The following is a 24,500-nucleotide window of genomic DNA, read 5'->3' as shown; positions in this document are numbered from 1 at the left end:
ACAGATCGTCAACAATCCTCAATGCAATCACGTTGTCAATATCTCGCGACCCCGATCCGCCGCAGACGTGATCGACGCCACTACAGTCCGGCTCATGAACGAGCACCCGGCGGACCGTCGCCTCTGGACGTGGGTCGTCGTCCTGGGCCTGACCGGCCAGCTGGCCTGGACGGTCGAGAACATGTACCTGAACGTGTTCGTCTACGACACGATCACCGACTCTCCGATGGCGCTGGCGACGCTGGTCGCCGCCAGCGCTCTCGCCGCGACCGTGGCGACGCTGCTCGCCGGCGCGGCGTCGGACCGCAGCGGGCGGCGTCGCGAGCTGATCGCCGGCGGCTACGTCCTGTGGGGTGCCTGCACCGCAGCGTTCGGGCTGGTGAGCGTCGATGCCGCCGCGGCGCTGCTCCCGATGGTCGACGCCGTGACGGTCGCGATCGCGGTCATCATCCTGCTCGACTGCGTGATGAGTGTCCTCGGCGCGGCCGCCAACGACGCCGCGTTCAACGCCTGGGTCACCGACTCCACCCACCCCGGCAACCGAGGCCGCGTCGACGGCGTCCTCGCCACGATGCCGCTGCTCGCGATGCTGCTGGTTTTCGGGGCGCTCGACCCGCTCACCCGGGGTGGGCACTGGGTGCTGTTCTTCTCGGTCGTCGGGGGCGCCACGGCGGTGGTGGGCGTCGTCGCGTGGTTCGGGCTCCGGGAGACCCGCACGCCTCGACCGAGCGGCAGCTATCTGTCGTCGGTCGTCCACGGCCTGCGTCCGAGCACCGTGCGTGCACAGCCGAGGCTCTACCTGGCGCTGAGCGCGTGGGCGATCCTCGGCACGAGCACGCAGGTCTTCCTCCCGTACCTGATCATCTACGTCCAGCGCTACCTCGACATCGAGGGCTACGCGATCGTGCTGGCGTCGGTCCTGCTCGGCGCGGCCCTGGTCAGCGTCCTGGGTGGCCGTGTGCTCGACCGGGTCGGTCCGCCGCGGGCGATCCTGCCGGTCGCGGGGGCGTACGTCGTGGGCCTGCTCCTGATGTTCCCCGCGCGGGACATGCTCGCCGTGATCGGAGCCGGCATCGTGACGATGTCGGGATTCATGCTCGGTGTCGCCGCCATCTCCGCCACGGTCCGCAACCTGACGCCACCCGATCGCGCCGGCCAGGTGCAGGGCCTGCGGATGATCTTCGCGGTCCTGGTCCCGATGGTGGTCGGACCCTTCCTGGGCGCGGCGGTGATCGCCGGCGCCGACGAGACGTTCACCGAGCTGGGCGTCGTCAAGCAGGTGCCGAGCCCGTGGATCTTTCCCACGGCCGCCGTCGTCGTGCTGCTCATCGTGATCCCCGCCCGGATGCTGCGCACGATGGACTCGCGCCCGGCGACCCTGGAGCCGTCCGCATGATGACCACCTGGGGCGACGCCCTCGACCCGGACCGCGTGCTGCCGGAGCACCCGCGCCCCCAGCTCGTCCGCGACTCCTACGTCACCCTCAACGGTCGCTGGGAGCACACGTTCACCGCTGCGTCTGCGGACGCCGTACCGACCTCGTGGGACGGCGAGATCGTCGTGCCCTTCTCTCCCGAGGCGCCGCTGTCGGGGGTCGGCCGCACGCTGCAGCCCGACGAGGCGCTCTGGTACCGCCGTACGGTCCAGCTCCCCGACGGGTTCGTGCGTGACCGCGTGCTGCTGCACTTCGGCGCGGTCGACCAGGACTGCGAGGTGTGGGTCGACGGCACGCGCGTCGGTGAGCACCGCGGCGGCTATCTCCCCTTCACGCTGGACGTCACCGACGCCCTGACCGGCGACGTGCACGAGGTGGTGGTCCGCGTCCGCGACGTCACCGACACGTCGTGGCGCAGCCGCGGCAAGCAACGACTCGACCGCGGCGGCATCTGGTACACGCCGCAGTCGGGGATCTGGCAGACCGTCTGGCTCGAGTCGGTCCCGGCGCGGTGGGTCGACCGGCTCGTGCTCACGCCGCACCTGGAGAGCGGCGAGGTCGAGGTCTGCGTCGTCGCGGGCGGGCGCGGGGCGGGCGAGGCCGAGGTGTCGATCGGCGCGGCGGGCCGTACGGTCGTCGGCGCCGACGTGGCGGTCGGCGTGCCGACTCGGCTGAGCTTGGGCTCGGGCGTGCGCCCCTGGTCACCCGAGGACCCCTTCCTGTACGACGTCGAGGTCCGGCTCGGCGACGACCGTGTCACGAGCTACGTGGGGATGCGCTCCTTCGGGACAGGCCCCGACGCGCACGGCTGTACGCGCCTGCTGCTCAACGGCGAGCCATACCTCCACGCCGGTCTGCTCGACCAGGGCTACTGGCCGGACGGCCTCTACACCCCGCCGTCGGACGAGGCGATGGTCCACGACATCCGGACGGCCAAGGACCTCGGCTTCACGATGCTGCGCAAGCACATCAAGATCGAGCCGATGCGGTGGTACCACCACTGCGACCGGCTCGGCATGCTCGTCTGGCAGGACATGGTCAACGGCGGCCGCCGCTATCACCCCGCGGTGGTCACCGCGCCCGTCGTGCTGCCTGTCCGGCTGGACGACTCTCGCTACCGCGTGTTCGGACGCGAGGACGCGGACGGCCGTAAGGAGTTCCTGGAGGAGCTCGACACGACGGTCGCGCTGCTGCGCTCGGTCCCGAGCGTCGCGGCGTGGGTGCCGTTCAACGAGGGCTGGGGCCAGTTCGACGCCGACGCCGTCGCCCAGCGGGTCACCGCGCTCGACCCGAGCCGCCCCGTCGACCACGCGAGCGGCTGGTACGACCAGGGCGGCGGCGACATGGCGAGCAGGCACGTCTACTTCCGGCGCTACCGTCTCTCGCGTGCAGACGCCGACGACCCGCGCGCGGCCGTGCTGTCGGAGTACGGCGGCTATTCCCATCGGGTGCCGGGACACGTCTGGGGCGACAAGGAGTTCGGCTACCGCAAGATCGCCGACCGCTCGTCGTTCGAGCGTGCCTACCTGCGCCTCCAGCACACCCAGGTGGGACCCGCCGTCGAGCAAGGGCTGACGGCCTTCGTCTACACCCAGCTCGCCGACGTGGAGGATGAGACCAACGGCTTGATGACGTACGACCGGAAGGTGCTCAAGGTGGACGCCGAAGCAGTACGAGAATCCAACCAGCGGCTGCGGCAGCGGCACGACCACGCGGCAGGTGGATCTGCACGCCCGCTGACCGTCGTCGAGCGGGAGATCACGGCGCCGGTGTCCCTGACGCTGCCCGACGGTCGTCTCAACCCCGACGCGGTCGGGTGGACGCGCACGCCTCTGATCACCACCGACGGCATCGGCCGTGGCCGCCTCGGCAAGGGGCGCAACAAGCGCTGGGAGTACTGGGCGGTGACGACCCCCACGCACGTGGTCGCCCTCGTGCTCTCCGACATCGACTACGCCGCCGTGCACGGCCTGTGGCTGCTGGACCGGACCACCGGCGAGACCATCGCGTACGACGCCATCGGCATCCTCGGCGGGAGCGCCACCCTGCCCGGCACGCTGGGGGCCGGTCCGGCCCGTGCCCGGACCAACAAGGTGCAGATCGCTCTCGACGAGGTCGACGGCGGGACGCGTCTCCGAGCCCGGACCGAGCGGGTGCAGGTCGACGTCGTCGCCCATCGACCCGAGGGACACGAGTCGCTCGGCGTCGTCGTGCCGTGGAGCGACCGTCTGTTCCAGTACACGGTCAAGGACGTGGCGCGTCCGGCGACCGGCAGGATCCGCGTCGACGGGGTCGCCTCCGACCTTCCCGACGGCGAGTCCTGGGCGACGCTGGACCACGGCCGCGGTCGCTGGCCGTACGCGATGCACTGGAACTGGGGTGCGGGGTCCGGTCGCACCGGCGGCCGGGTGATCGGGATCCAGGTCGGTGGGAAGTGGACCGACGGCACCGGGTCGGTGGAGAACGCGCTGGTCGTCGACGGGCACCTGTCGAAGATCAGCGAGGAGCTGGTGTGGAGCTACGACGTCGAGGACTGGATGGCGCCCTGGCGGATCACCGGTGGCACCGTCGACCTCACGTTCACGCCCTTCCACCTCAAGAGGTCCGTCACCGACCTCAAGGTCTTCTCGTCCCGGACGCACCAGTGCTTCGGCCACTGGAGCGGACGCGTCCAGGACGACACCGGGACCTGGGTCGAGGTCGACGGGCTCGTCGGATGGGCCGAGGACGTCCGCAACCGCTGGTGACGTCAGGACCCAGGTGACCGCTCGTTCACCGCCGCCGCTCCGAGCCGACACCACAACGCCGCCCACTGGGCCGGGGCGAGGTCGCGCGGCAGCGCCGCTCGGCCGACGGGCGCCTCGGCCAGCGCACGCCGGACGCCTCGCGCCGGCGTCCCGGTCACCCGTACGAGTATCTGCTCGAGTCCCCTCCCCCGGCCGGTGAACACCGCCCGCACGAACCGCTCGTACCGGGCGCGCTCGGTCGTCGGCACCAGCGGGTGCTCACGCCGCTCGACGGTGAGGATCCCGCCGTCGACACTCGGCATCGGGGTGAAGTGGCTCGCAGGCACACGGTGATGCAGATCGAAGGCGAACCACGGCGCGCTCTGCGCCGTCATCATGGTGCTCCCTCCGACACCGGACCTCTTGCGCGCCACCTCCCACTGCGTCACCAGGACGGCGTGCTGCCATCCCGGCGACCGCAGCAGGCGCCGCAGGATCGGGGTGGTCAGGTGGAACGGGACGTTGCCGACGACGACGGGACGGTCGAGCGGTACGTCGAGCGCGTCGCCCTGACGGACGGTGACCCCCGGCAGCCGCGCGCGAAGGCGCTCGACGCGACGACGGTCCAGGTCGACCGCGAGCAGGTCGCGTCCGAGGCCGGCGAGCGGACGCGTGAGGGCGCCGTCGCCGCTGCCGAGCTCGAGGATGGGGCCGTCCGTCGCACCGACGAGGGCGACGATGCGTTCGATGGTCGGACGGTGGTGGAGGAAGTTCTGGCCGAGCTCGTGCCGGCCGCCGTGAGGGGTGTGTGATCGCAAGGGAGCGCTCCAACCGCAGAGGAGTGGAGCACCCGGGAGCGGGTGGGGTCGCCGACGCGCTGCCGGGTGCGGGGCATCCGGAGGACGACGCGATCGAAGGTGAGGCGCCGCGCCGTCAGGAGCGGCGGGGACGGATCACGAGGGGGCACGCGAAGGCGAAGCACATGCGCGCCACCTTAGGAGGTCGGTGCCACCTCGTCACCCGGTTTTGGCGTCGACCGGCGGCCGGCGGTCGGGTGCCCAGGAGTCGCGCCCGTCACCCTCGATGGGGAGCGGCGGGCCGAGGACGACGTCGGGCCGCACGGTCGCCTCACCGAGCCCGCGGACCCGGGCGAGCAGCTCACGCACGTCGGCGCGCAGGGCGTTCGCGTCGCCGACGCCGAGGCCGTACGCCTCCAGCCCCGCGTTGCGGGCGAGGTCGACGGCCCGCGCGATGTGGAAGTCCTGCGTCACCACGACCGCGGTCGAGACGCCGAAGACCTCGCGAGCCCGCAGCATCGTGTGCCACGTGTTGAAGCCCGCGTAGTCGGTGAACACGTCCTCGGGCGGGACGCCGGCGGCCAGGACGGCGTCACGCATCGTGTCCGGTTCGTTGTAGGCGTGCGTGCCGTTGTCTCCCGAGACCAGGATCTTGTCGACCGTGCCCGCCCCGTACAGGGCCACCGCCGCGTCGACCCGCTGGCGCACGACCGCCCCGAGAGTACCGTCGGGTCGCACGAGCGAGCCGGGCACGATCGCCACCTGGGCGTGCGGAAGGTCGTCGGGATCGTCGACGATCCACTGGTCGGTGCGCGCCAGCACGACGGCGTTGGCGGTGCCGAGGAGGACGATGCCGGTCAGTCCGAGGACCCCGAGGACGACGACGGCCCGACGCGTGCGGTTCATGTCGGTCAGCGTAGGGGGCGGGCCGTCGGCCGTGTCATCGCCCGAGCCCCGACTCGATCGCGTACACGACCAGCTGCGCACGGTCGCGGGCGTGCAGCTTGACCATCGCCCGGCTCACGTGGGTCCGGACGGTGTCGGGGCTGACGACCAGCTCGTCGGCGATCTCCTGGTTCGAGCGACCGGTCGCGACCCAGCCGAGAATCTCGGTCTCGCGCTCGGTGAGGTCGCCGAGGCGGGGATGCGGACGCGACGCGGCCGACGTGCCCGCGAACCGCATGATGACGGTCCGCGTCACCGACGGGGCGAGCAGCGATCCCCCCTCCGCCACGACGCGGATCCCGTCGAGCAGGGCGGTGGGCTCGACGTCCTTGAGGAGGAACCCGCTGGCACCGTGCCGCAGGGCTTCGAAGACGTACTCGTCGAGCTCGAACGTCGTCAGCATCACGACCCGCACCCCGGCGAGTGCCGGGTCACGGGTGACCTCCTCGAGCAGCGCCAGTCCGTCGAGCACCGGCATCCGGACGTCGCACAGCACCACGTCGGGCCTCGTACGGCGGATCAGCGCGAGCCCGTCCCGACCGTCGGCCGCCTGCCCGACCAGCTCCAGGCCGTCCTCGGAGTCGACGAGGGTCGCCAGTCCCATCCGGACCAACGGCTGGTCGTCGACCAGCGCCACGCGGATCACGCGGGGTCCGGGAGGGTCGCGCGGACGACGAAGCCGCTGCCGCTGTCGTCGGCCGGCGTCACGTCCAGGGTGCCGCCGAGCTCGGCGACGCGTGCCCGCATGCCGGAGATCCCCATGCCCTCATCCTGGCCCTCTGCGGGTGCACCGCGTCCGTCGTCGCGCACGCTCACGACGACCGTCCCCGGCTCGCGCACGATCGCGACGACCGCCCGGCTCGCGTCCGCGTGACGCAAGGTGTTGGTCAGCGCCTCCTGCACCACGGCGTAGGCGACCTCACCGATCCGGTCGTCGACCGCGCCAGGCTCGCCTTCGCGGTCGACCTCGAGGCCACCCGCGCGTACCCGCTCGATCAGCGCGTCCAGGTCGCCCAGTCCGCGCACCGGGCGGCGAGCCGCCTCAGACTCAGCACCCGCCATGCGACCGAGCTCGGTCCGCAGCGCGTCCAGCGACTCACGGCTGGTGGCACGGATCGCCTCCAGACTCTCGCGGGCCTTCTCCGGGTCGCGGTCGAGCAGGTGCAGGGCGACTCCCGCCTGCATGGCGATCACGGCCAGCCCGTGCCCGACGCCGTCGTGCAGGTCCTGGGCCATGCGCAGCTGCTCCTCGGTCGCCGCACGGGCGGTCCGGTCGGCGCGCGAGGCCTCGAGCTGGCTCACGGCGGTGGCGACGGCACCGGCCGCCGCGACCACGGCGAGCAGTCCGATGGCCTGCCAGACCTCCTGCGTCCACTCCCCGTCCATGACGAGCATCCGGAGGACGAGTGTGATCGCCGCGAGGACGGCGGCGCCGGCGGCCCAGGGCACCCACCGGTAGGACGTCGCCCGCAGCACGGCCACGAAGGTCACCGTCGGGAGTGCCAGGAAGATCGGGCCGTCCGCGAATCCCGCGCCGAAGTAGACAGCCGTGCAGACACCGCTCGCCGCGACGGCCACCTCGGGTCGCCACGGGAGCACGGCGGGAAGGACGGCGAGCACCGCGACGATCACCGCGGCCGCGACCGCCCCGTGACCGGGGTCGACGTCGCGGTTGGCCGCAAAGGTGCCGAGCAGCACGACGGCCACCATCGCCCACCAGCCATGGGCGTTCGCCAGGACGCTGCGCCGGTCGCTCACGGGCCCGACGATAGACCGGCTAGAGCCCTGCGGCGTACGACCACGCGAGGCTCCGGCGTACGCGGATCCGCGTACGCCGGAGCCGCGACGCAGCGGACGCGACGCAGCACGCGAACGACGACCGTGGTGCCCATGAACGATCTGGTGGTGCAGACACACGGGCTGACCAAGAGGTACGGCGATCGACTCGCCGTCGACTCGGTCAGCATGACCGTGCGGAGGGGCGAGGTCTACGGATTCCTCGGCCCGAACGGGGCCGGCAAGACGACGACCCTGAGGATGATGCTCGGCCTGATCCGGCCGACGGCCGGCTCGGCGAGCGTCCTGGGGCGGCCGGCAGGTCGCCCCGACGTCATCGCGCAGGTGGGCGCCCTGGTCGAGGGGCCGGGCTTCTACCCGTACCTGTCGGGCCGCGAGAACCTGCGGACCTTGGCGCGCTATCGAGGACTCGGCGACGCGGCCGTGGACGCGGCGCTGGAGCGCGTCGACCTCACCGACCGTGCGGCCGACCGGTTCAAGGCGTACTCGCTCGGCATGAAGCAGCGGCTCGGCGTCGCGTCCGCGCTCATGGGCGACCCGGAGCTGATCGTCCTCGACGAGCCGACCAACGGCCTCGACCCCGCCGGGATGGCCGACATGCGGGCACTCGTCGTCTCGCTCGCACGAGGCGGGCAGACCGTGCTGCTGTCGAGCCACCTGCTCACCGAGGTCCAGGAGATCTGCGACCGCGTCGGTGTCATCAACGGCGGTCGGCTGCTCCGTGAGGCACGCGTCGCCGAGCTCCGCGGGGAGGCGACCCTGCGGGTGCGCGCCACCCCGGAGGACACGGCGCTCGCGGTCGCGATGAAGGCAGCCGGTGACGACGCGGTGCACCGTACGCCGCACGGGTTGGAGCTCGACCTGAAACCGGCGGGCGCGCCGGCGCTCGTCCGCGACCTGGTCGCGGCGGGTGTCGACGTCCACGAGGTGTTCCCCACCGAGCGCAGCCTCGAGGAGGTCTTCTTCGAGATGACGACGACCACGCAGACGACGCCCGCGCAGACGAAGGAGACGGTGGCATGACCACGCTGATCGACAACCCGGTCGTCCGCAGCACACGAGCAGAGGTTCTCCGGCTGCGCAGGTGGCCGGCGGTGTGGGTGCTGGTCGCCGTCTGGGTGACCCTGGCTCTGGTGTTCGGCTACCTGTTCCCGTACCTGTCGTACCGGACGGGCGACCTCAGCTTCGCCGGTGACGGCGACACACGTGCGGGGCTGCTCGTCGAGATGCTGCCTCCCGCGCTCCCGGTCGTGCTCGTCCAGGGCCTGCCGATGTTCGGCGGCGCGCTGGCGCTGGTGCTCGGCGCGATCGTCGCCGGCAACGGCTACGGATGGGGCACGTGGAAGACCATCTTCACCCAAGGTCCGTCCCGTCCCGCCACGGTCGGTGGCTCGCTGGTCGCGCTCACGATCGCCGTCCTCGGCAGCCTCGCACTGACGCTGGTGCTGTTCGCCGGAGTCTCGCTCCTGGTCGCCGGCACCGAGTCGCAGGCCGTCACCTGGCCGTCGGCGGGTGCGCTCGCCGAGTCGTTCGGCGGTGGTTTCCTCGTCCTCGAGATGTGGGCGCTGCTCGGCTTCGCGCTCGGCACCGTGGCGCGCGGACCAGCGCTGGCGGTCGGTCTCGGTCTGGTCTGGGCCCTGGTCGTCGAGAACCTCCTCCGCGGGGTCGGCGCGCTGCTCGGCCCCGTCGAGGCGGTGACAGAGGTCCTGCCCGGGACGGCCGGCGGGTCGTTGGTCGGTGCGCTGATCGACGTCTCCGCCAACCCGAACGAGACCCCGGGCATCCTCGACGTCCTCTCGGGCGGCCAGGCGCTGACGACGGTGGCGGCCTACTGCGTCGGGCTCGTGGTCCTGGTCATCGTCCTGGTCCGTCGACGCGACGTCGCCTGAGCGGTCCTGCGTCCTGTGCAGGTCGTCCCGTACTCCCGGGACGACCTGCACAGGATCTTCACGAGTTCCCGGCCTCCCCTGCGCAGCGGCGAACCTAAGGTCGAGGCATGAACACGACGGCAGCACGCGTCCTGGTCGTCGAGGACGAACGCCTCATCAACCAGTCCGTCGCCGACCGACTGGTCGCCGAGGGCTTCGAGGTGCGTCAGGAGTACGACGGCCCGAGCGCCGTCGCGGCCGCGGCCGACTGGCTGCCGCACGTGGTGGTCCTCGACGTGATGCTTCCGGGGTACGACGGGCACGAGGTGTGCCGGCGCATCCAGGCCGAGCGACCGCTGCCCGTCCTCATGCTCACCGCTCGCGACGACGAGACCGACGTACTGGTGGGTCTGGGGGTCGGAGCCGACGACTACCTCACGAAGCCGTTCAGCATGCGGGAGCTCGTCGCTCGGGTCCGGGCGCTCCTCCGGCGCGTCGAGCGGGCGGCATCGCTCGCGGCCGGCGCCCCCGGTCCGCGCACGGTCGGACCGCTCGAGATCGACCACGCGCGCCGTCTGGTCCGCCGCGACGGCGAGCTGGTCCACCTCACACCGACGGAGTTCGACCTCCTGGTGTGCCTCGCGGCGACGCCCGGCACCGTCCTGACCCGTGAGCGGCTGCTGGCCGACGTGTGGGACTGGCCCGACGCAGCCGGCACCAGGACGGTCGACAGTCACGTGCGCTCCCTTCGCGGCAAGCTCGGCGCCGACGTCGTACGGACCGTCCACGGGGTCGGCTACGCCCTGGAGGTGACCTCGTGAGACCGCTCGACCGGTTGGGCTCGATCAAGACCAAGCTCGGCGTCCTCGTCGCGGTGACGGTCGCCGTCGCTGCCGTGCTCCCGCTCGCGGGCTCGCGCCTCGGCCTCGACCCGCTCGTGACCGTCCCCGCGACCGTCGCCGTCGCCCTGCTCCTCACCCAGCTCCTCGCCCGCGGGATGACGTCGCCGCTGAGGGAGATGACGGCGGCCGCGAGGACGATGGCAACCGGCGACTACTCCCGCCGGGTCACTGCGTCGTCACGTGACGAGGTCGGCGAGCTCTCCCGCGCGTTCAACACGATGGCCGCCGATCTCGAGGCCGTCGACCGACAGCGCCGCGACCTCGTCGCGAACGTCTCGCACGAGCTGCGAACGCCGGTCACCGCGCTGCGGGCGCTGCTCGAGAACCTCGCCGACGGTGTCGTCGAGCCTGACCCCGAGCAGCTGCGTACGGCGCTCGACCAGACCGAGCGGCTCAGCCACCTCGTGTCCGACCTGCTCGACCTGTCCCGCGTGGACGCCGGGATCAGTGCACTCGACGCCCAGCCGATGGAGGTGCGGCCGTTCCTCGAGGACGCCGTCCGCGAAGCGACGTTGACCGGACGCCCGGTGCGGTTCACGGTGCAGGTCGAGCCGTCCGATCTCGTCGTGCGCGCCGACCGTGCACGCCTCCACCAGCTCACCGCGAACCTCCTCGACAACGCAGCGCGTCACAGCCCGGACCAGGGCACCGTGACCATCCGGGCGCACCCCGGCGAGGGCGGCATGGTGCTGGAGGTCTCCGACGAGGGGCCGGGCATCGCACCCGCGCAACGTACGGCCGTCTTCGAGCGCTTCACGACCGGCACCGGCGCCGGTCAGGACGACGGCGGCACCGGCCTCGGCCTGGCGATCGCACGCTGGGTGACCGACCTGCACGGCGGCACGATCGAGGTCGCCGACACCACGACCGGATGCCGCATCCGCGCCTGTCTCCCGGAGGGACGACTCCCATGACCATCCCCACCTTTCCCGCTCCTGCACCTCCCGCCAAGCCCACGCCCGCGTTCGACGTCTTCTTCGGTGACCTCTGGCCCGAGAAGTCGCTTGCGGCCCGTCCCCGGCTCGTCGCTGCGGTGGCGGCGGTGGGTGTGCTGGCCGCGCTCGTGCTGCCCCACCGGCAGCTAGGGCTCGGCACCTTCCTGGTCCTGGTGAGCGTGTGCGCCGTCGTCGCCCTCGCCGACCCGCACCTCCGTCGCCCGTACCATCTCGTCTCGGCCGCGCTGATCCTTCTCCTGCTGTCCACGCTCTTCCTGCGGGCCGCGGAGTGGCTCAGCCTCCTGTGCCTGCTCACGGCGTTCGTCGTCGGAGCCACCTCTCTCGGAGGAGCCCGGTCGGTCATCGGGATCGTCGCGTCGACCGGTCTGGTTCCGATCGGCTCGGTGCGCGGGCTGCCGTGGGTGGGGAGGTCGGTCGCACGGGGTCGGGGCGCACGGACGTGGGTGCCGGTCGTCCGGACCGTCCTGCTCTCCGTGGTCGCCGTCGTCGTCTTCGTCGCACTCTTCGCCTCGGCGGACGCGCTGTTCGCCCGGTGGGTGGACGCTCTCGTGCCCGACCTGACGCTGGCCGACACGCCCGCCCGGGCGTTCGCCGGGCTGGCGCTGGCCGCGCTGACCCTGGCCGGCGTGTACGCCGCGCTCAACCCGCCGCTGGTCGAGCGCCTCGCGCCGCCGCCGGGACCGCCGGTCGCTCGGCGCTTCGAGTGGCTGGTCCCGGTGTCCCTCGTGGTCGCGGTGTTCGGCCTGTTCGTGACCGCGCAGCTCACGGTGATGTTCGGCGGTCACGGCTACCTCCGCCGGACGACCGGACTCACCTACGCCGAGTACGTGCACCAGGGCTTCGGCCAGCTCACGGTCGCGACGATGCTCACGCTCGGGGTCGTCGCGCTCACCGCGCGCAAGGCGTCACGTGCCCGGGCGCGCGACCGGCTGCTGCTGCGCGTCGTCCTCGGCGCGCTCTGCCTGCTGACGCTGATCGTCGTCGTGTCCGCGCTCTCCCGCATGCACGTCTACGAGGAGGCGTACGGATTCACACGCCTGCGGCTGCTGGTGTCGTTCTTCGAGGGTTGGCTCGGCCTCGTCCTCGCCCTGGTCGTCGCCGCGGGGGTGCGCCTGTCGGGGTGGTGGGTGCCGCGCGCTGCGCTCCTCTCCGGAGCCTCGGTCCTGGTCGTCCTGGCGGCGATCAATCCCGACGCCTACATCGCCGAGCGCAACATCGCGCGCTACGAGAGCACCGGCAAGGTCGACTGGCACTACCTCTATCAGCTCTCCGACGACGCGACACCCGTGCTCGCGGGGTTGCCCGCCGAGGTCCGCGGGTGCGCCACGGTCCGCCCTCCGCAGGCGGGCGACTGGCTGGCCTGGAACCTCGGCCGGGCGCGTGCGAGCGAAGTCTGGACTCCCAGTCTCGACAGCGGCGTCGTCTGTCCGAGCTGACCGGTCACCCCTCGGTGCACCGGAATCCGGTCATGGCGGCTTGTAGATTAGATATGATAGACAGGCTGATCTCGGCCGGCGAAGGTCCCGATGCCGGCCGGTCAGGACGACGAAGGAGCCACCGTGAGCACGCACCTGAACATGGCGACCGGGATCCGCGAGTTCGGACGGGCGACACCGCGCCGGACCGCGGTCGTCGACGGTGACCGGTCGCTGACGTTCGCCGGGCTCGACGAGCGGTCGAACCGGCTCGCGTCCGGCCTCCTCGCTCACGGCCTGCGGCCCGGCGACCCCGTCGCCGTCCTCAGCGGCAACCGCATGGAGTACTTCGAGATCGCCGCCGCGCTCGCCAAGGCCGGTCTGCCGATGGTCCCGCTCAACCCGCGCAACCAGGCCTCCGACAACGCCTACATCCTCGGGCACTGCGAGGCGCGCGCTCTGCTGATGGACGATGCGCTCGCGGCCGGCGCAGGGTCGCTCGTCGAGGAGCTCGACACGGTGATCTCCTTCCACGGTGGCTTCGGCCTCGACTACGAGACGTTCCTGGCGGAGTCGCGTGCGGTCGACCCGCGCATCGCCGTCGACGAGAACGACACCTTCTGCATCACCTACACCTCCGGGACGACCGGGCTCCCCAAGGGCGTGATCCTCACCCACCGCGGACGCGTCCTCACCAACTACGCCTCGGCGATCGAGTGGGGTCTCGGGCCTTCCACGTCGACGATGGCGGTCGCGCCGCTCTACCACGGCGCCGGGTTCGCCTTCGCCTACGCCGGCCCTCAGCTGGGAGGGACCACCACGGTCCTGACGTCGTGGGACCCCGAGCGGTTCCTCGCCGGGATGGCCGAGCAGAAGGTCAGCACCGTCTTCCTGGTCCCGACCCATGCCCAGCAGATCCGGCGGATGGTCGAGGAGCCGACGCGCGCCTACGACCTGTCCGCCCTGCAGACGCTCTACTTCAACGCCGCCGCCCTGCCGATGGAGCTGAAGGCCTGGGTGCACGAGGCGTTCCCCGGCGTGGGCGTCCACGAGCTGTACGGGTCGACCGAGTGCTCGGTCGTCACCGACCTGCGTCCGGAGGACTCGCTGCGCAAGCCCGGAAGTGTCGGGCACCCGTGGTTCATGAACGAGGTCCGCCTCCTCGACGACGACGGCCAGGAGGTCGGACCGGGAGAGCCCGGCGAGCTGTTCGCACGCTCACCGCTGCTGATGAAGGGATACCTCAAGAACGAGGACGCCACCCGGGAGGCGACGACCGACGACGGGTTCGTCACGGTCGGCGACATCGCGGTCCGCGACGAGGAGGGCTTCCTCTCGATCGTCGACCGCAAGAAGGACATGATCATCGCCGGCGGCGTCAACATCTTCCCGCGAGAGATCGAAGAGGTCGTCGCCCGGCACCCCGAGGTCGACGACGTCGCCGTCGTCGGCGTCCCCGACGAGGTGTACGGCGAGCGGGTGGCGGCCTTCCTCGTCGCGCGCCGCGGCACCACCGTCGACCTGGCCGGGCTCGAGGAGCACGTCCGAGCCGGCGTGGCGAAGTTCAAGGTGCCTCGCGAGTGGCACCTGGTCGACGAGCTCCCCCGCAACCCCAGCGGCAAGATCCTCAAGCGCGACATCCGCGACCAGTACCTCGCCCAGCAGGGCACGACCTCAGCGTGACGCTGCCTGGCAGGGTGGGGTCATGACCAAGGACGTGCTCATCGCCGGGCTCGCGGCGCGCCGCTCTCGGGCAGACCACGGCCCGGACGGCGTGACCCCCGGCCGGGTCCGCAACGCCTACCAGCAGGTGGCCGACCAGCTGCTCGACCTGATCCTGGACGGCACCCTCAAGGCGGGCGACCGGCTGCCCAACGAGGCCGAGCTGTCGTCGATCTTCGGGGTCAGCCGCAGCACCGTGCGCGAGGCGCTGCGGGCACTGGCGTCGCGAGACCTCCTGGAGACCGCACGCGGCACGACCGGCGGCACGTTCGTCCGCCGCGTCGAGCTCCGCCAGGTCAGCAGCTATCTCGAGACCAGCCTCGGGCTCATGTCGGGCAGCGCCGACATCGACGTCGAGCAGATGCTCGAGGCGCGAGAGATCCTCGAGGTCCCGGCGGCCAGGCTGGCCGCCGAACGCCGGCAGGAGGACGACCTGACCGCGCTGAGAGAGGCGGTCGAGCGCGAGCGGCAACGACGCGGGCGGGGACGCCGCTTCGAGGAGCACCGCCACTTCCACGCGCTGGTGCTCCAGTGCTCGGGCAACGCTCTGCTGGAGGTGATGACGGAGCCGGTCTTCGGCGTCCTGCAGTCGACGTTCCTCGACCCCGACGTCGACCCCCACTTCTGGACCGACGTCGATCACGACCACGAGACGATCCTCGCCGCGATCGAGGCGGGCGACGCCGACGCTGCCGGCCGGGCGATGAGCGAGCACCTGGGGCGACTCCGCGGCAGCTATCGCGACCCACGCCCGGACCAGCGCTGAGCAACCGACGCCTTGACCTTTGAATCGTCTGACATTTAGTGTCCAGGCAGCACACAACTTCGACCGAGAGGGTGACGATGAGTCACAAGCAGGGATGGACCGGACGATTCTTCGAGGACTTCGAGATCGGTGACGTCTATCAGCACCCGCTCGGCCGGACGGTGACCGAGAACGACAACACCTGGTTCTCGCTGCTCACGATGAACACCAACCAGATGCACTTCAACACCGAGTACGCCAAGAAGTCCGAGTTCGAGAAGCCGCTGGTCGTCTCCACGCTGACGGTCGCCATCGCGGTCGGCCAGAGCGTCACCGACATCACCCAGAACGCGTTCGCCAACCTCGGCTGGGACGAGATCCGGATGACACACCCCGTCTTCGCCGGCGACACCCTGTTCAGCGAGTCGCTGGTGCTCGAGAAACGGGAGTCGGCCAGCCGTCCGCACGCCGGCATCGTCACCGTGCGGACCCGGACCCTCAACCAGGACGGCGACGAGGTCTGCTCCTTCAAGAGGACCTTCTACGTCTACCGCCGCGGCGCCGAGCAGGTCGAAGACACGTTCCCCGCGGGCAAGACGCCGCTGTCGCTCGACACCGAGAGCGCTCGATGAGCCTGCGGATCACCTACCAGCCCTGGGGCGAGACCCTCGTCGAACTGGTCGAGGCGGGGCGTCAGGCCGAGGACGCCGGAGCCGAGGTGCTGTGGAGCTCCGAGCTGCACCGCAGCGCGACCGTGACCGCGGCGGCACTCGCCACCGGCACCCGTACGGCACGCGTCGGCACCGCGATCACGCTCGCCTTCACCCGCAGCCCGATGATCACCGCCCTCGAGGCCCTCGACCTCGACGAACTCTCCGGCGGGCGATTCGTCCTCGGGCTCGGCACCGGTGTCCAGCGCCTCAACGAGGACTGGCACAACGTCACCTTCGGCAAGCCGGTCCCCCACCTGCGCGAGACCGTGCGCAACATCCGGCTGTTCTGGGAGAAGTCGACCAGCGGCGAGACGATGGAGGCCGAGGGCGACTGGGAGCCCATGCGGATCCGCGGCTACGAGCGTCCGTTCGCCGTCACCCGACCCGACATCCCCGTCTACCTGGCGGCGATGGGTCCCTTCATGATGCGGCTGGCGGGCCAGATCGCCGACGGGTGGATCAGCCACGAGCTGTGCTCGCCGAAGTACCTCGCCGAGCGGCTGCTGCCCGAGCTGGAGACCGGCATCGCGCGCGCCGAGGGCAAGACCCGTGACGATCTCGACGTCGTCGTGTCGGCGTGCTGCTCCGTCGACACCGACGGTGGCCGGGCACGCCGCCGGGCCGCCGGCGGCGTCGGGTTCTACGCCACCGTCAAGACGTACGCGGAGATGTTCGAGTTCCACGGCCTCGGCGATGCTCAGCAGCGGGTGATCGAGACCTTCCGCGCCGGGACCGGCGCCGACTACCTCGCCGACGTCGTCGGCGACGAGATGGTCGACGCGCTCACCCTCGCCGGGACGCGTGACGAGGTCGTCGCCCGGGTCGCCGAGTACGACGGCGTGGCCGACTCGGTCAAGCTCAGCCCACCCACCCACGGCATCGATGCTGCGGAGACCCGTACGGCCCAGGCCGCGATCATCGACATGATCGCCGAGTTCACAGGAGCACGTCGATGAAGCCGCTCGAGGACATCCGCGTCATCGCCGTCGAGCAGTACGGCGCCGGGCCCTTCGGCAGCGTCCATCTCGCCGACCTCGGTGCCGAGATCATCAAGATCGAGGACCCACGCGCCGGGGGCGACGTGGGGCGGTACGTGCCGCCGTACGCCGACGGTGAGGACTCGCTGTTCTTCGAGACGTTCAACCGCAACAAGCGCAGCCTCTCGCTGGACCTGACGACCGAGGCCGGCCGGGAGGTGTTCGAGGACCTCGTCAAGGTCTCCGACGTCGTCTACTCCAACCTGCGGGGCGACGTGCCGGCCAAGATGCGGATCACCTACGACGACCTCAAGCACCTCAACCCGGCCATCGTGTGCGTGTCGCTGACCGGCTTCGGGATGACCGGGCCGCGCAGCACCGAGCCCGGCTACGACTACATCCTCCAGGGCCTGGCCGGCTGGATGGACCTCACCGGTGAGCCGGACGGTCCTCCGACGAAGTCGGGGCTGTCCATGGTCGACTACTCCGGCGGGTTCGTCGCCGCCCTGTCGCTGCTCGCCGGCGTGCACGCCGCACGTCGCGACGGTGTCGGGATGGACTGCGACGTCAGCCTCTACGACACCGCGATCGCGATGCTGACCTACCCGGCGACCTGGCACCTCAACGCCGGCTTCACCCCGGAGCGCACCCGTCACTCCGCCCACCCGTCGCTCGTGCCGTTCCAGGTGTTCGAGGCCTCCGACGGCTGGCTGGTCGTCGGCTGTGCCAAGGAGAAGTTCTGGACGCGCCTGGCGGCCGTCGTCGGACACCCCGAGTGGGCCGAGCACGGGTCGCCGTACGGGACGTTCGCGTCGCGCCGGGAGAACCGTGACGAGCTGGTGAAGACGCTCGAGGACATCTTCCGCGGCCGTACGGTCGACGAGTGGCTGCCCGAGCTCTATGCCGCGTCGATCCCCTGCGGGCCGATCAACGACGTGGAGGCGGCGCTCACCGAGGAGCACACCCGGGCGCGCAACCTCGTGGTCACCACCGACCACCCCCGCTACGGGTCGCTCGAGCAGCTCGCGTCGCCCGTCCGGGTCGGATCGGAGACACCCGACTACCGCCGGGCACCGCAGCGCGGTGAGGACCTCGACGCGATCGCCACCGAGATCCTCAAGCTGTCGGCCGCCGACGTCGCGGCGCTCCGGCGCCGTGGTGCCTTCGGCGACGAGCCCGAGGGGCAGGACCCGGACGCGACGGCGGCAGCAGCACGATGAGCACCGCTCGCACGCTCGCACGCTGGGGACTGCAACCTGTCGGCGCGCCCGGTGACGTCGAGCAGGCGGCCCTCTGCCACCTCCTCGACGGCCTCGGCGCCGCCCTCGCCGCCCGCCGGTACGGCAGCGTGGAGGCCGCGGTCGAGGTCGCCGCCGGCCTCGGCGGCCCCCCGGAGGCGAACGTCGTCGGAGTCGCCGCGCCCGTCGGTGCTCCGGCAGCGGCGCTGGCCAACGGGGCGATGGTCCACGGTCTCGACTTCGACGACACCCACGCCGGCGGTCTCGTCCACGCCACCGCGGTCGTCCTCCCGGCCGCCTTCGCGGTCGGGCAGCAGGTCGGCGCGAGTGGCCGTGAGGTCCTGGACGCCGCCCTCGTCGGCTACGAGACCGTCTGCCGGGTGGCCGCCGCCGCGCCGCACGGGTTCCACGCGCGCGGCCTCCACGCCACGATGGTCGCCGGCGTCTTCTCCTCGGCGCTCGTGGCCGCGCGGCTCCTCGGACTCGACGAGGACGCGGCGACCGACGCCCTCGGCATCGCCGGCAGCCAGGCCGGCGGGCTCCTCGCGTTCCTCGGCACCGACGCCAGCACCAAGCAGCTGCACCCGGGCCTCGCGTCCCACTCCGGGATCCTCGCGGCGCGCCTCGCGGCCGCCGGCGCGAGCGGACCCGACACCGTCCTGGACGGTCCGCACGGGGTCTACGACGCCCTGTCCGCCGTCGAGGCCGATCCTGGGTCGGTCGTCGCGGCGCTGGGCGAGCGGTGGGAGACGGTCAGGATCGGGATCAAGCCCTACCCGGCGTGCCAGCTGATGCACGCCACCCTGGACGCCGTCGCCGACGCCGCCGCGACGGTGCCGTTCGACGCGACGCAGGTCGCCGCCGTCGTCGCCGACGTCCATCCGGACTCTGCTCCGACCGTCTGCGACGAGCGCCGTGACCTCGCTCGACCAGGGTCGCCGTACGCAGCGAAGTTCTCGCTCCCCTGGTCCACCGCGGCGATGATCGTCGACGGCGCGGTCGGCCTCGCGACGTACGAGGGCGACTCGCTCGCACGCCCGGAGGTCGCCGCCCTCGCGGAGAAGGTCTCGTGGCAGACGAGCGCGCGTGCCGGCCACGCGGCGGATGCTCCGGGTCGGGTCGTCGTCCGGCTGGTCGACGGCCGCGAGATCACGGGGACCGTCGCGGCCAGCTCGGGCACCACCGCGAACCCGATGTCGGTCCGGCAGATCCGTGACAAGTTTCTCGCCAACGCGGGGCCCGGCGGCGACGAGGTGGTCGACGTCGTCACCCACCTGGCCGACCAGCCGTCCCTCGATGGTCTGTTCGCAGCGCTCCACACCGCATCGGTCCCAGGAGGCCACCCATGACGCTCAGCGCCATCCGCCCACCGTCGTTCCCGTGGTTCCCGTACGAGGGGTTCACCTTCTGCCTGGGACTGGCCGAGGGCGAGACCGCGTGGACGTCGGGGCACACCGCCGCGTCGCACGACCCGGCGATCGGCAAGATGACGGTCGACGGCAGCATGGAGCAGCAGGCGCGGACCGCGTACGAGAAGGTCCTGACCATCCTCGCGGGCGCAGGCCTCGGCCCCGGTGACGTCACCCGCATCACCGAGAACGTCACGCTGGCCGGGCTGCCCGAGTACGAGGCGGCCGCCGCCGTACGGCGTGAGCTCTTCGGCGAGCACCAACCGACGCTGCGCACGGTCGTCGTCGACCGCCTCGTGCGGCGCGCCGCGCTCCTCGAGGTCGAGCTGCACGCGGTCGCCGGTGGCGGGAAGGAGCTGCGCGCCGCCAGCGAGGCTCGCGATGCCGGGACGTGGGCGGCCTCGCCCGTCCGCGAGGGCCACGACGGCGCGGTGTACCTGCCGACCATGATCCCGGTCGACGCCTCCGGAGAGGTGGTCGCACCCGGCGACTTCGTCGGCCAGTACCGCTACTGCCTCGAGCAGGCCGACGTGCTGCTGCGGCAGGCCGGGCTGTCGCTGGACGACGCCGTCACCACCTACGACTACTCCACGCCCGAGACCCGGTCGGTGTACCGGAAGACGCACCGCGTCCGCAAGGAGCTGCTCGGCGGCGCCGGCGTCTACCCGGGCGCCGGCGGGATCCTCATGAGCCGGCTGCACCACCCCGACCAGCTCGTCGCGATCGACGTCACCGCCTCCCGTCATCCGCTCGAGCTGGTCAACCCCGGCTGGTCGCGCTACGACACGCTCACGTACGCCCCGGGCGTGCGCGCCGGGCGCACCCTCTACATGTCCGGGTTCGCGGCGCTCGACATGGAGACGCAGGAGGCGCTGCACCCCGACGACATCGGTGCGCAGGCCGAGGCGACGTACGGCGCGATCCTCCACCTGCTCAAGCACGAGAGCCTCGACGCCACCCACCTGCTCGAGACCACCGAGTACTGCGTCGAGTCGGCCCTCCCGGACTACCGGGCCGTGGCCGCCGTGCGCGAACGCCTCCTCTCCCCACCGTGGCCCGCGTCGACCGGTGCGATCTGCGCGGGGCTGCTGCGACCCGAGTTCCTCCTCGAGGTGTTCCCGACCGCGCTCTACCCCGAGGAGGGCTGACGTGGGTCTGCTCACCGACGAGGTCCGGTCGCTGATCGGCACCCGCCGCGTCTACACCGCGCCGGAGCCGATGGGCGCCGCGGCCGGACGCTACTTCTCCCTCGCCGTCGGCGACGACAACCCGCTCTACACCGACGCGACGTTCGCCCGCGACCACGGCCTGCCCGGCGTCACGCTGCCGCCGACGCTGATCTGCGAGACGAACCAGTACGCCGGGCTGCCCGCGGACGCCGAGGGCTATGCCGGACACACCTGGGGACTGAGCGTCCCCGACACCCGTCAGGTCCGAGGCGGCAACCGCTACACCTTCGGGCGCCGCGTCCGACCCGACGACGTCGTCACGGCGACGTGGGAGATCACCGACGCGACCGAGAAGGCCAACCGTGCCGGCGCGGACATGCTCATCGTCTCCTCGACGGCGACCTACACCAACCAGGACGGCGACTTCCTCGCCGAGAACACCGAGACGATCATCTTCATCGCCCTGGGGGCCGCATGAGCACGCCGACCTCTCCCCCGGCGGTCGGCCAGCCGGTGCCGCCGCTGGAGCGCACGATCACGCTGACCGACATGGTCGCCTACGCCGGCGCCACCTGGGACTGGCACCAGCTGCACTACGACCCCGCCTACGTCGCCGAGAAGCGGCTCCCGGGTCCGGTCGTCGACGGCCAGGTGTTCGGGGCGCTGCTGGTCGAGATGCTCCAGGACTGGCTCGGCCCGGACTCGTTCGTGCAGACGATCGACTTCACGTTCCGCAACCTCATGTTCGCCGGCGAGACGGTCCGGTGCGAGGGCCAGGTCGTCGCCGTCACCGAGGACACCGTCGAGGTCGCGATGAGCGCGACGATCCTCGGCTCGGACGGCGTCGACGACCGCTTCGCCGTCCGCCCCGCGTCGGCTCGGGTCCTGCTCGGCCGCGCCGACGGGACCGGCCGCCCGTGAGCGGCGTCGCGATCGTCGGTGCCGCCGAGTCCGACCTCGGCGTCACCGGGCTCTCGATCCTCGGCCTCCAGACCCAGGCGGTCACCCGGGCGCTCGACGACGCCGGCCTGACGCTCGCCGACGTCGACGGGATCGCGACGACCGGGGTGTCGCGCTTCTCCGCCACCCAGCTCGCCGACTACTTCGGCATCGTGCCGACGTGGACCGACTCCACGTTCGCCGGCGGCAGCGCGTTCGAGATGTTCGTCGCGCGCGCCGCCCAGGCGATCGAGGCCGGGCAGTGCGAGGTCGTGGTGATCTCGTTCGCGTCCAACCAGCGCTCGGCGCGCTCGCGCCGGCTCGGTGGCGTGCACGAGGCGTGGGTCCCCGAGGCTCAGTTCGAGGAGCCGTACGACGTCCTCTATCCGTTGTCGTACTACGCGATGGCAGCGCGGGCCTACCTCCACCGCTACGGCGGCACCCGCGAGCAGCTCGCCGAGATCGCGGTCGCGGCGAGGGAATGGGCGCTGCTCAACCCGAAGGCGTTCCGCTACGGCAAGGGACCGCTGAGCGTCGCCGACGTGGTCGGGTCGACGATGATCTCCTCGCCGCTGACCGCGGCCGACTGCTGCCTGGTCACCGACGGTGGAGGAGCGGTCGTCCTCACCTCGGCCGAGCGGGCTCGCGACCTGCGCCAGAAGCCGGTCCACGTGCTCGGCTACGGCGAGCGGACCACCAACACGTCGTTCACCGCCGTGGACGACCTCACCCGCCCCGGCGCGATCGGGTCCGGTGCCGACGCGTTCGGGCGCGCCGGGATCACACCGGCCGACATCGACGTGCTCGAGGTCTACGACTCGTTCACGATCACCGCCGCCCTCAGCGTCGAGGCGCTCGGGTTCTGCGGACCCGGTGAGGTGCTCGACTACATCGCCGACGGCCGGATCCGGCCCGGCGGCGCCCTGCCGCTGAACACCAACGGGGGCGGCCTCTCGTACTGCCATCCCGGCCAGTACGGCGTCCTGCTGCTGGTCGAGGCGGTCCGCCAGCTGCGCGGGGAGTGCGGCGACCGCCAGGTGCCGGGCGCGGAGGTTGCGGTCGCCCACGGGACCGGCGGCATCCTCTCCACCCATGCGACCGTCGTCCTGGGAGTCGACCGATGAGCGAGCAGAGCCACTGGGTCCCCGCTGAGGTCCCGCCCGCCGACGAGGTCACCGGCCCGTGGTGGGACGCCACCCGTGAGCACCGCCTCACCGTCCAGGAGTGCGGCGAGTGCGGTCACCGGCAGCATCCGCCGCGTGCTCTCTGCACCGGGTGCTCGTCGACCCGGTCCCTGCGTCCGGTCGACACCGACGGCACGGCAGCGGTCGACTCGTTCACCGTCGTCCACCGTGCCCCCCGCCCCGACGTCCCGGTGCCGTACGTCGTCGCCCGCGTGCGGCTGCCCGAGGGGCCGCTCCTCCTCACCCGTCTCGACGGCCGCGACGACCCGGAGGCGTGGACGATCGGCGACACGGTCACCGTCGCGTGGACCGACCTGCCCGACGGCCGCGCCCTCCCCTGCTTCCGACCTATCGACCGCAACGAGGAGTCCCGATGAAGTTCGAGCTCGACGAGGACCAGCGTGAGTTCAAGGCGCTGCTGCGCCAGTTCGTCGACCGCGAGATCGTCCCGGTCGCCCGCGACTGGGAGCAGTCCGGCCGCTACCCCACCGAGATCGTCGACGGCATGAAGGACATGGGCCTGTTCGGCATCACGGTGCCCGAGGAGTACGGCGGCCTCGACCTCGACCCCGTGTCCTTCGCGCTCGTCTTCGAGGAGATCGCCCGGGGCTGGATGGGCGTCGCGGGGATCCTCGGCAGCCATTCGCTCGCCTGCCGCCTGATCGCGATGCACGGCACCGAGGACCAGAAGCGCGCCTATCTCCCCGACCTCGCCACCGGGAAGCGGCGCAGTGGCATCGGCCTCACCGAGCCGGACGCCGGGACCGACCTCCAGGGCATCCGGACCACCGCCCGACTCGACGGCGACCACTACGTCGTGAACGGGTCCAAGATGTGGATCACCAACGCCCGCTACGCCGACCCGCTCCCCGTGCTGGTCAAGACCGACCCGTCGGCGTCTCCGGCGCACAAGGGCATGAGCGTGCTCCTCATCGAGGCCGACACTCCAGGCTTCGAGGTCACCAAGGACATCCCCAAGCTCGGCTACAAGGGCACCGAGTCCTGCGAGATCCTCCTCGACGACGTCCGCGTGCCGGTCGGTCAGCTGGTCGGCGGGGTCGAGGGCCGGGGCATGCAGCAGGTCCTCTCCGCCCTCGAGTGGGGCCGCGTCAACATCGCCGCGCGGTCGGTCGGGATCGCACAGCGAGCACACGACGAGGCCCTCGCCTACGCCGGCGAGCGCAAGGCGTTCGGCAGGCCCATCGCCGACTTCCAGGCGATCCAGCTCAAGCTCGGCGAGCTCGGCACGCAGGTCCAGGCTGCCCGTCTGATGGCCTACTGGGCCGCCGACGCCGTCCGCAGCGGACGGGCCGACGGTGCCACCGGCATGGCCAAGATCTTCTGCTCCGAGGTGGCGCTGCAGGCGGCGATCGACGCGATGAAGATCCACGGCGGGTACGGCTACTCGACCGAGTTCGAGGTCGAGCGCCTCTATCGCGACTCCATCCTCATGAGCATCGGAGAGGGGACCAACGACATCCTCCGTACCGTCGTCGCGAAGTCGCTCATCGCCGGCGAGACGGTCGTCGGATGACCGCAGCTGCGGCCAGGTCGAGAAGCTGA

23 protein-coding genes are annotated in these 24,500 nt (G+C 71.6%); 19 read left to right on the top strand and 4 right to left on the bottom strand.

Going from position 1 to position 24,500, the window contains the following annotated elements; all coding sequences use genetic code 11:
• Positions 1 to 94 precede the first annotated feature (94 nt).
• Both KV102_RS15000 and KV102_RS14995 read left to right on the top strand, forming a co-directional pair.
• Entirely contained in the window at positions 95 to 1,396 is a 1,302-nt protein-coding gene (locus KV102_RS15000; RefSeq protein ID WP_220341030.1) for an MFS transporter, read from the top strand.
• Positions 1,393 to 4,182 (top strand): DUF2804 family protein, encoded by a 2,790-nt coding sequence (locus tag KV102_RS14995; RefSeq protein WP_220346759.1) that lies wholly within the window; start codon positions 1,393 to 1,395, stop codon positions 4,180 to 4,182. Before KV102_RS15000 ends, KV102_RS14995 begins: the two co-directional genes overlap by 4 nt.
• Positions 4,183 to 4,184: 2 nt before the next feature.
• Here the strand turns inward: KV102_RS14995 and erm are convergent, their stop codons facing one another.
• From erm to KV102_RS19640, 4 genes are all read right to left on the bottom strand, one after another.
• Entirely contained in the window at positions 4,185 to 4,979 is a 795-nt protein-coding gene (erm, locus tag KV102_RS14990) for a 23S ribosomal RNA methyltransferase Erm (protein ID WP_220341028.1), read from the bottom strand.
• 198 nt (positions 4,980 to 5,177) lie between these two features.
• A complete protein-coding gene (locus KV102_RS14985) occupies positions 5,178 to 5,864 on the bottom strand; it encodes a vancomycin high temperature exclusion protein (RefSeq protein ID WP_220341027.1) in 687 nt (228 codons plus the stop codon).
• A gap of 34 nt (positions 5,865 to 5,898) precedes the next feature.
• Entirely contained in the window at positions 5,899 to 6,549 is a 651-nt protein-coding gene (locus KV102_RS14980) for a response regulator transcription factor (protein ID WP_220341026.1), read from the bottom strand.
• Entirely contained in the window at positions 6,546 to 7,661 is a 1,116-nt protein-coding gene (locus KV102_RS19640) for a sensor histidine kinase (protein ID WP_220346758.1), read from the bottom strand. Before KV102_RS19640 ends, KV102_RS14980 begins: the two co-directional genes overlap by 4 nt.
• Before the next feature lie 132 nt (positions 7,662 to 7,793).
• Here KV102_RS19640 and KV102_RS14970 point away from each other — a divergent pair, with 132 nt between their 5' ends.
• From KV102_RS14970 to KV102_RS14890, 17 genes are all read left to right on the top strand, one after another.
• Positions 7,794 to 8,723, top strand: a complete 930-nt coding sequence (locus KV102_RS14970) for an ABC transporter ATP-binding protein (RefSeq protein WP_220346757.1) — start codon at positions 7,794 to 7,796, stop codon at positions 8,721 to 8,723.
• Positions 8,720 to 9,589, top strand: a complete 870-nt coding sequence (locus KV102_RS14965) for an ABC transporter permease (RefSeq protein ID WP_220341023.1) — start codon at positions 8,720 to 8,722, stop codon at positions 9,587 to 9,589. Before KV102_RS14970 ends, KV102_RS14965 begins: the two co-directional genes overlap by 4 nt.
• Positions 9,590 to 9,696: 107 nt before the next feature.
• Positions 9,697 to 10,389 (top strand): response regulator transcription factor, encoded by a 693-nt coding sequence (locus KV102_RS14960; RefSeq protein ID WP_220341022.1) that lies wholly within the window; start codon positions 9,697 to 9,699, stop codon positions 10,387 to 10,389.
• Positions 10,386 to 11,384: an ATP-binding protein gene (locus tag KV102_RS14955; protein WP_220342575.1), complete on the top strand. Its 999-nt coding sequence runs from the start codon at positions 10,386 to 10,388 to the stop codon at positions 11,382 to 11,384. Before KV102_RS14960 ends, KV102_RS14955 begins: the two co-directional genes overlap by 4 nt.
• Positions 11,381 to 12,862, top strand: coding sequence for a DUF4153 domain-containing protein (locus tag KV102_RS14950; protein WP_220346756.1), 1,482 nt, complete (start codon positions 11,381 to 11,383; stop codon positions 12,860 to 12,862). Before KV102_RS14955 ends, KV102_RS14950 begins: the two co-directional genes overlap by 4 nt.
• Positions 12,863 to 12,985: 123 nt before the next feature.
• Positions 12,986 to 14,524, top strand: a complete 1,539-nt coding sequence (locus KV102_RS14945; protein ID WP_308290344.1) for an AMP-binding protein — start codon at positions 12,986 to 12,988, stop codon at positions 14,522 to 14,524.
• 22 nt (positions 14,525 to 14,546) lie between these two features.
• Entirely contained in the window at positions 14,547 to 15,329 is a 783-nt protein-coding gene (locus KV102_RS14940; RefSeq protein WP_220346754.1) for a FadR/GntR family transcriptional regulator, read from the top strand.
• A 77-nt stretch (positions 15,330 to 15,406) separates the two neighbouring features.
• Positions 15,407 to 15,940, top strand: a complete 534-nt coding sequence (locus tag KV102_RS14935) for a MaoC family dehydratase (protein ID WP_220341018.1) — start codon at positions 15,407 to 15,409, stop codon at positions 15,938 to 15,940.
• Positions 15,937 to 16,977, top strand: a complete 1,041-nt coding sequence (locus KV102_RS14930) for an LLM class flavin-dependent oxidoreductase (protein ID WP_255561113.1) — start codon at positions 15,937 to 15,939, stop codon at positions 16,975 to 16,977. The genes KV102_RS14935 and KV102_RS14930 overlap by 4 nt, the downstream gene beginning before the upstream one ends.
• The gene (locus KV102_RS14925) at positions 16,974 to 18,218 is read left to right on the top strand and encodes a CaiB/BaiF CoA-transferase family protein (RefSeq protein WP_220346753.1); all 1,245 of its coding nucleotides are present in this window, start codon (positions 16,974 to 16,976) and stop codon (positions 18,216 to 18,218) included. The genes KV102_RS14930 and KV102_RS14925 overlap by 4 nt, the downstream gene beginning before the upstream one ends.
• A complete protein-coding gene (locus tag KV102_RS14920; RefSeq protein ID WP_220346752.1) occupies positions 18,215 to 19,585 on the top strand; it encodes an MmgE/PrpD family protein in 1,371 nt (456 codons plus the stop codon). Before KV102_RS14925 ends, KV102_RS14920 begins: the two co-directional genes overlap by 4 nt.
• Complete coding sequence (locus KV102_RS14915; RefSeq protein ID WP_220346751.1) at positions 19,582 to 20,793, top strand: Rid family hydrolase; 1,212 nt, start codon at positions 19,582 to 19,584, stop codon at positions 20,791 to 20,793. The genes KV102_RS14920 and KV102_RS14915 overlap by 4 nt, the downstream gene beginning before the upstream one ends.
• A gap of 1 nt (position 20,794) precedes the next feature.
• On the top strand, positions 20,795 to 21,292 hold the full coding sequence (locus tag KV102_RS14910) for a MaoC family dehydratase N-terminal domain-containing protein (protein WP_220346750.1): 498 nt from the start codon (positions 20,795 to 20,797) through the stop codon (positions 21,290 to 21,292).
• Positions 21,289 to 21,735, top strand: a complete 447-nt coding sequence (locus KV102_RS14905) for a MaoC/PaaZ C-terminal domain-containing protein (RefSeq protein ID WP_220346749.1) — start codon at positions 21,289 to 21,291, stop codon at positions 21,733 to 21,735. Before KV102_RS14910 ends, KV102_RS14905 begins: the two co-directional genes overlap by 4 nt.
• Positions 21,732 to 22,877: an acetyl-CoA acetyltransferase gene (locus KV102_RS14900; protein WP_220346748.1), complete on the top strand. Its 1,146-nt coding sequence runs from the start codon at positions 21,732 to 21,734 to the stop codon at positions 22,875 to 22,877. The genes KV102_RS14905 and KV102_RS14900 overlap by 4 nt, the downstream gene beginning before the upstream one ends.
• The gene (locus tag KV102_RS14895; protein WP_220346747.1) at positions 22,874 to 23,314 is read left to right on the top strand and encodes a Zn-ribbon domain-containing OB-fold protein; all 441 of its coding nucleotides are present in this window, start codon (positions 22,874 to 22,876) and stop codon (positions 23,312 to 23,314) included. The genes KV102_RS14900 and KV102_RS14895 overlap by 4 nt, the downstream gene beginning before the upstream one ends.
• Positions 23,311 to 24,471, top strand: coding sequence for an acyl-CoA dehydrogenase family protein (locus KV102_RS14890; protein ID WP_220341010.1), 1,161 nt, complete (start codon positions 23,311 to 23,313; stop codon positions 24,469 to 24,471). The genes KV102_RS14895 and KV102_RS14890 overlap by 4 nt, the downstream gene beginning before the upstream one ends.
• Positions 24,472 to 24,500 lie beyond the last annotated feature (29 nt).

Origin of the sequence: Mumia sp. zg.B53 (genome assembly GCF_019550935.1) — a bacterium.
In the GTDB taxonomy this organism is placed as follows: domain Bacteria; phylum Actinomycetota; class Actinomycetes; order Propionibacteriales; family Nocardioidaceae; genus Mumia.
This window is presented reverse-complemented; position numbering and strand designations above follow the sequence as displayed.

Bases quoted from the DNA above. Each gene is read 5' to 3' on its own strand.
- KV102_RS14995 (WP_220346759.1), top strand. From the start codon at position 1,393: ATGATGACCACCTGGGGCGACGCCCTCGACCCGGACCGCGTGCTGCCG.
- KV102_RS14940 (WP_220346754.1), top strand. From the start codon at position 14,547: ATGACCAAGGACGTGCTCATCGCCGGGCTCGCGGCGCGCCGCTCTCGG.
- KV102_RS15000 (WP_220341030.1), top strand. From the start codon at position 95: ATGAACGAGCACCCGGCGGACCGTCGCCTCTGGACGTGGGTCGTCGTC.
- KV102_RS14930 (WP_255561113.1), top strand. From the start codon at position 15,937: ATGAGCCTGCGGATCACCTACCAGCCCTGGGGCGAGACCCTCGTCGAA.
- KV102_RS14905 (WP_220346749.1), top strand. From the start codon at position 21,289: ATGAGCACGCCGACCTCTCCCCCGGCGGTCGGCCAGCCGGTGCCGCCG.
- KV102_RS14950 (WP_220346756.1), top strand. From the start codon at position 11,381: ATGACCATCCCCACCTTTCCCGCTCCTGCACCTCCCGCCAAGCCCACG.
- KV102_RS14895 (WP_220346747.1), top strand. From the start codon at position 22,874: ATGAGCGAGCAGAGCCACTGGGTCCCCGCTGAGGTCCCGCCCGCCGAC.
- KV102_RS14985 (WP_220341027.1), bottom strand. From the start codon at position 5,864: ATGAACCGCACGCGTCGGGCCGTCGTCGTCCTCGGGGTCCTCGGACTG.
- KV102_RS14890 (WP_220341010.1), top strand. From the start codon at position 23,311: ATGAAGTTCGAGCTCGACGAGGACCAGCGTGAGTTCAAGGCGCTGCTG.
- KV102_RS14935 (WP_220341018.1), top strand. From the start codon at position 15,407: ATGAGTCACAAGCAGGGATGGACCGGACGATTCTTCGAGGACTTCGAG.
- KV102_RS14915 (WP_220346751.1), top strand. From the start codon at position 19,582: ATGACGCTCAGCGCCATCCGCCCACCGTCGTTCCCGTGGTTCCCGTAC.
- KV102_RS14960 (WP_220341022.1), top strand. From the start codon at position 9,697: ATGAACACGACGGCAGCACGCGTCCTGGTCGTCGAGGACGAACGCCTC.
- KV102_RS14970 (WP_220346757.1), top strand. From the start codon at position 7,794: ATGAACGATCTGGTGGTGCAGACACACGGGCTGACCAAGAGGTACGGC.
- KV102_RS14965 (WP_220341023.1), top strand. From the start codon at position 8,720: ATGACCACGCTGATCGACAACCCGGTCGTCCGCAGCACACGAGCAGAG.
- KV102_RS14920 (WP_220346752.1), top strand. From the start codon at position 18,215: ATGAGCACCGCTCGCACGCTCGCACGCTGGGGACTGCAACCTGTCGGC.
- KV102_RS14925 (WP_220346753.1), top strand. From the start codon at position 16,974: ATGAAGCCGCTCGAGGACATCCGCGTCATCGCCGTCGAGCAGTACGGC.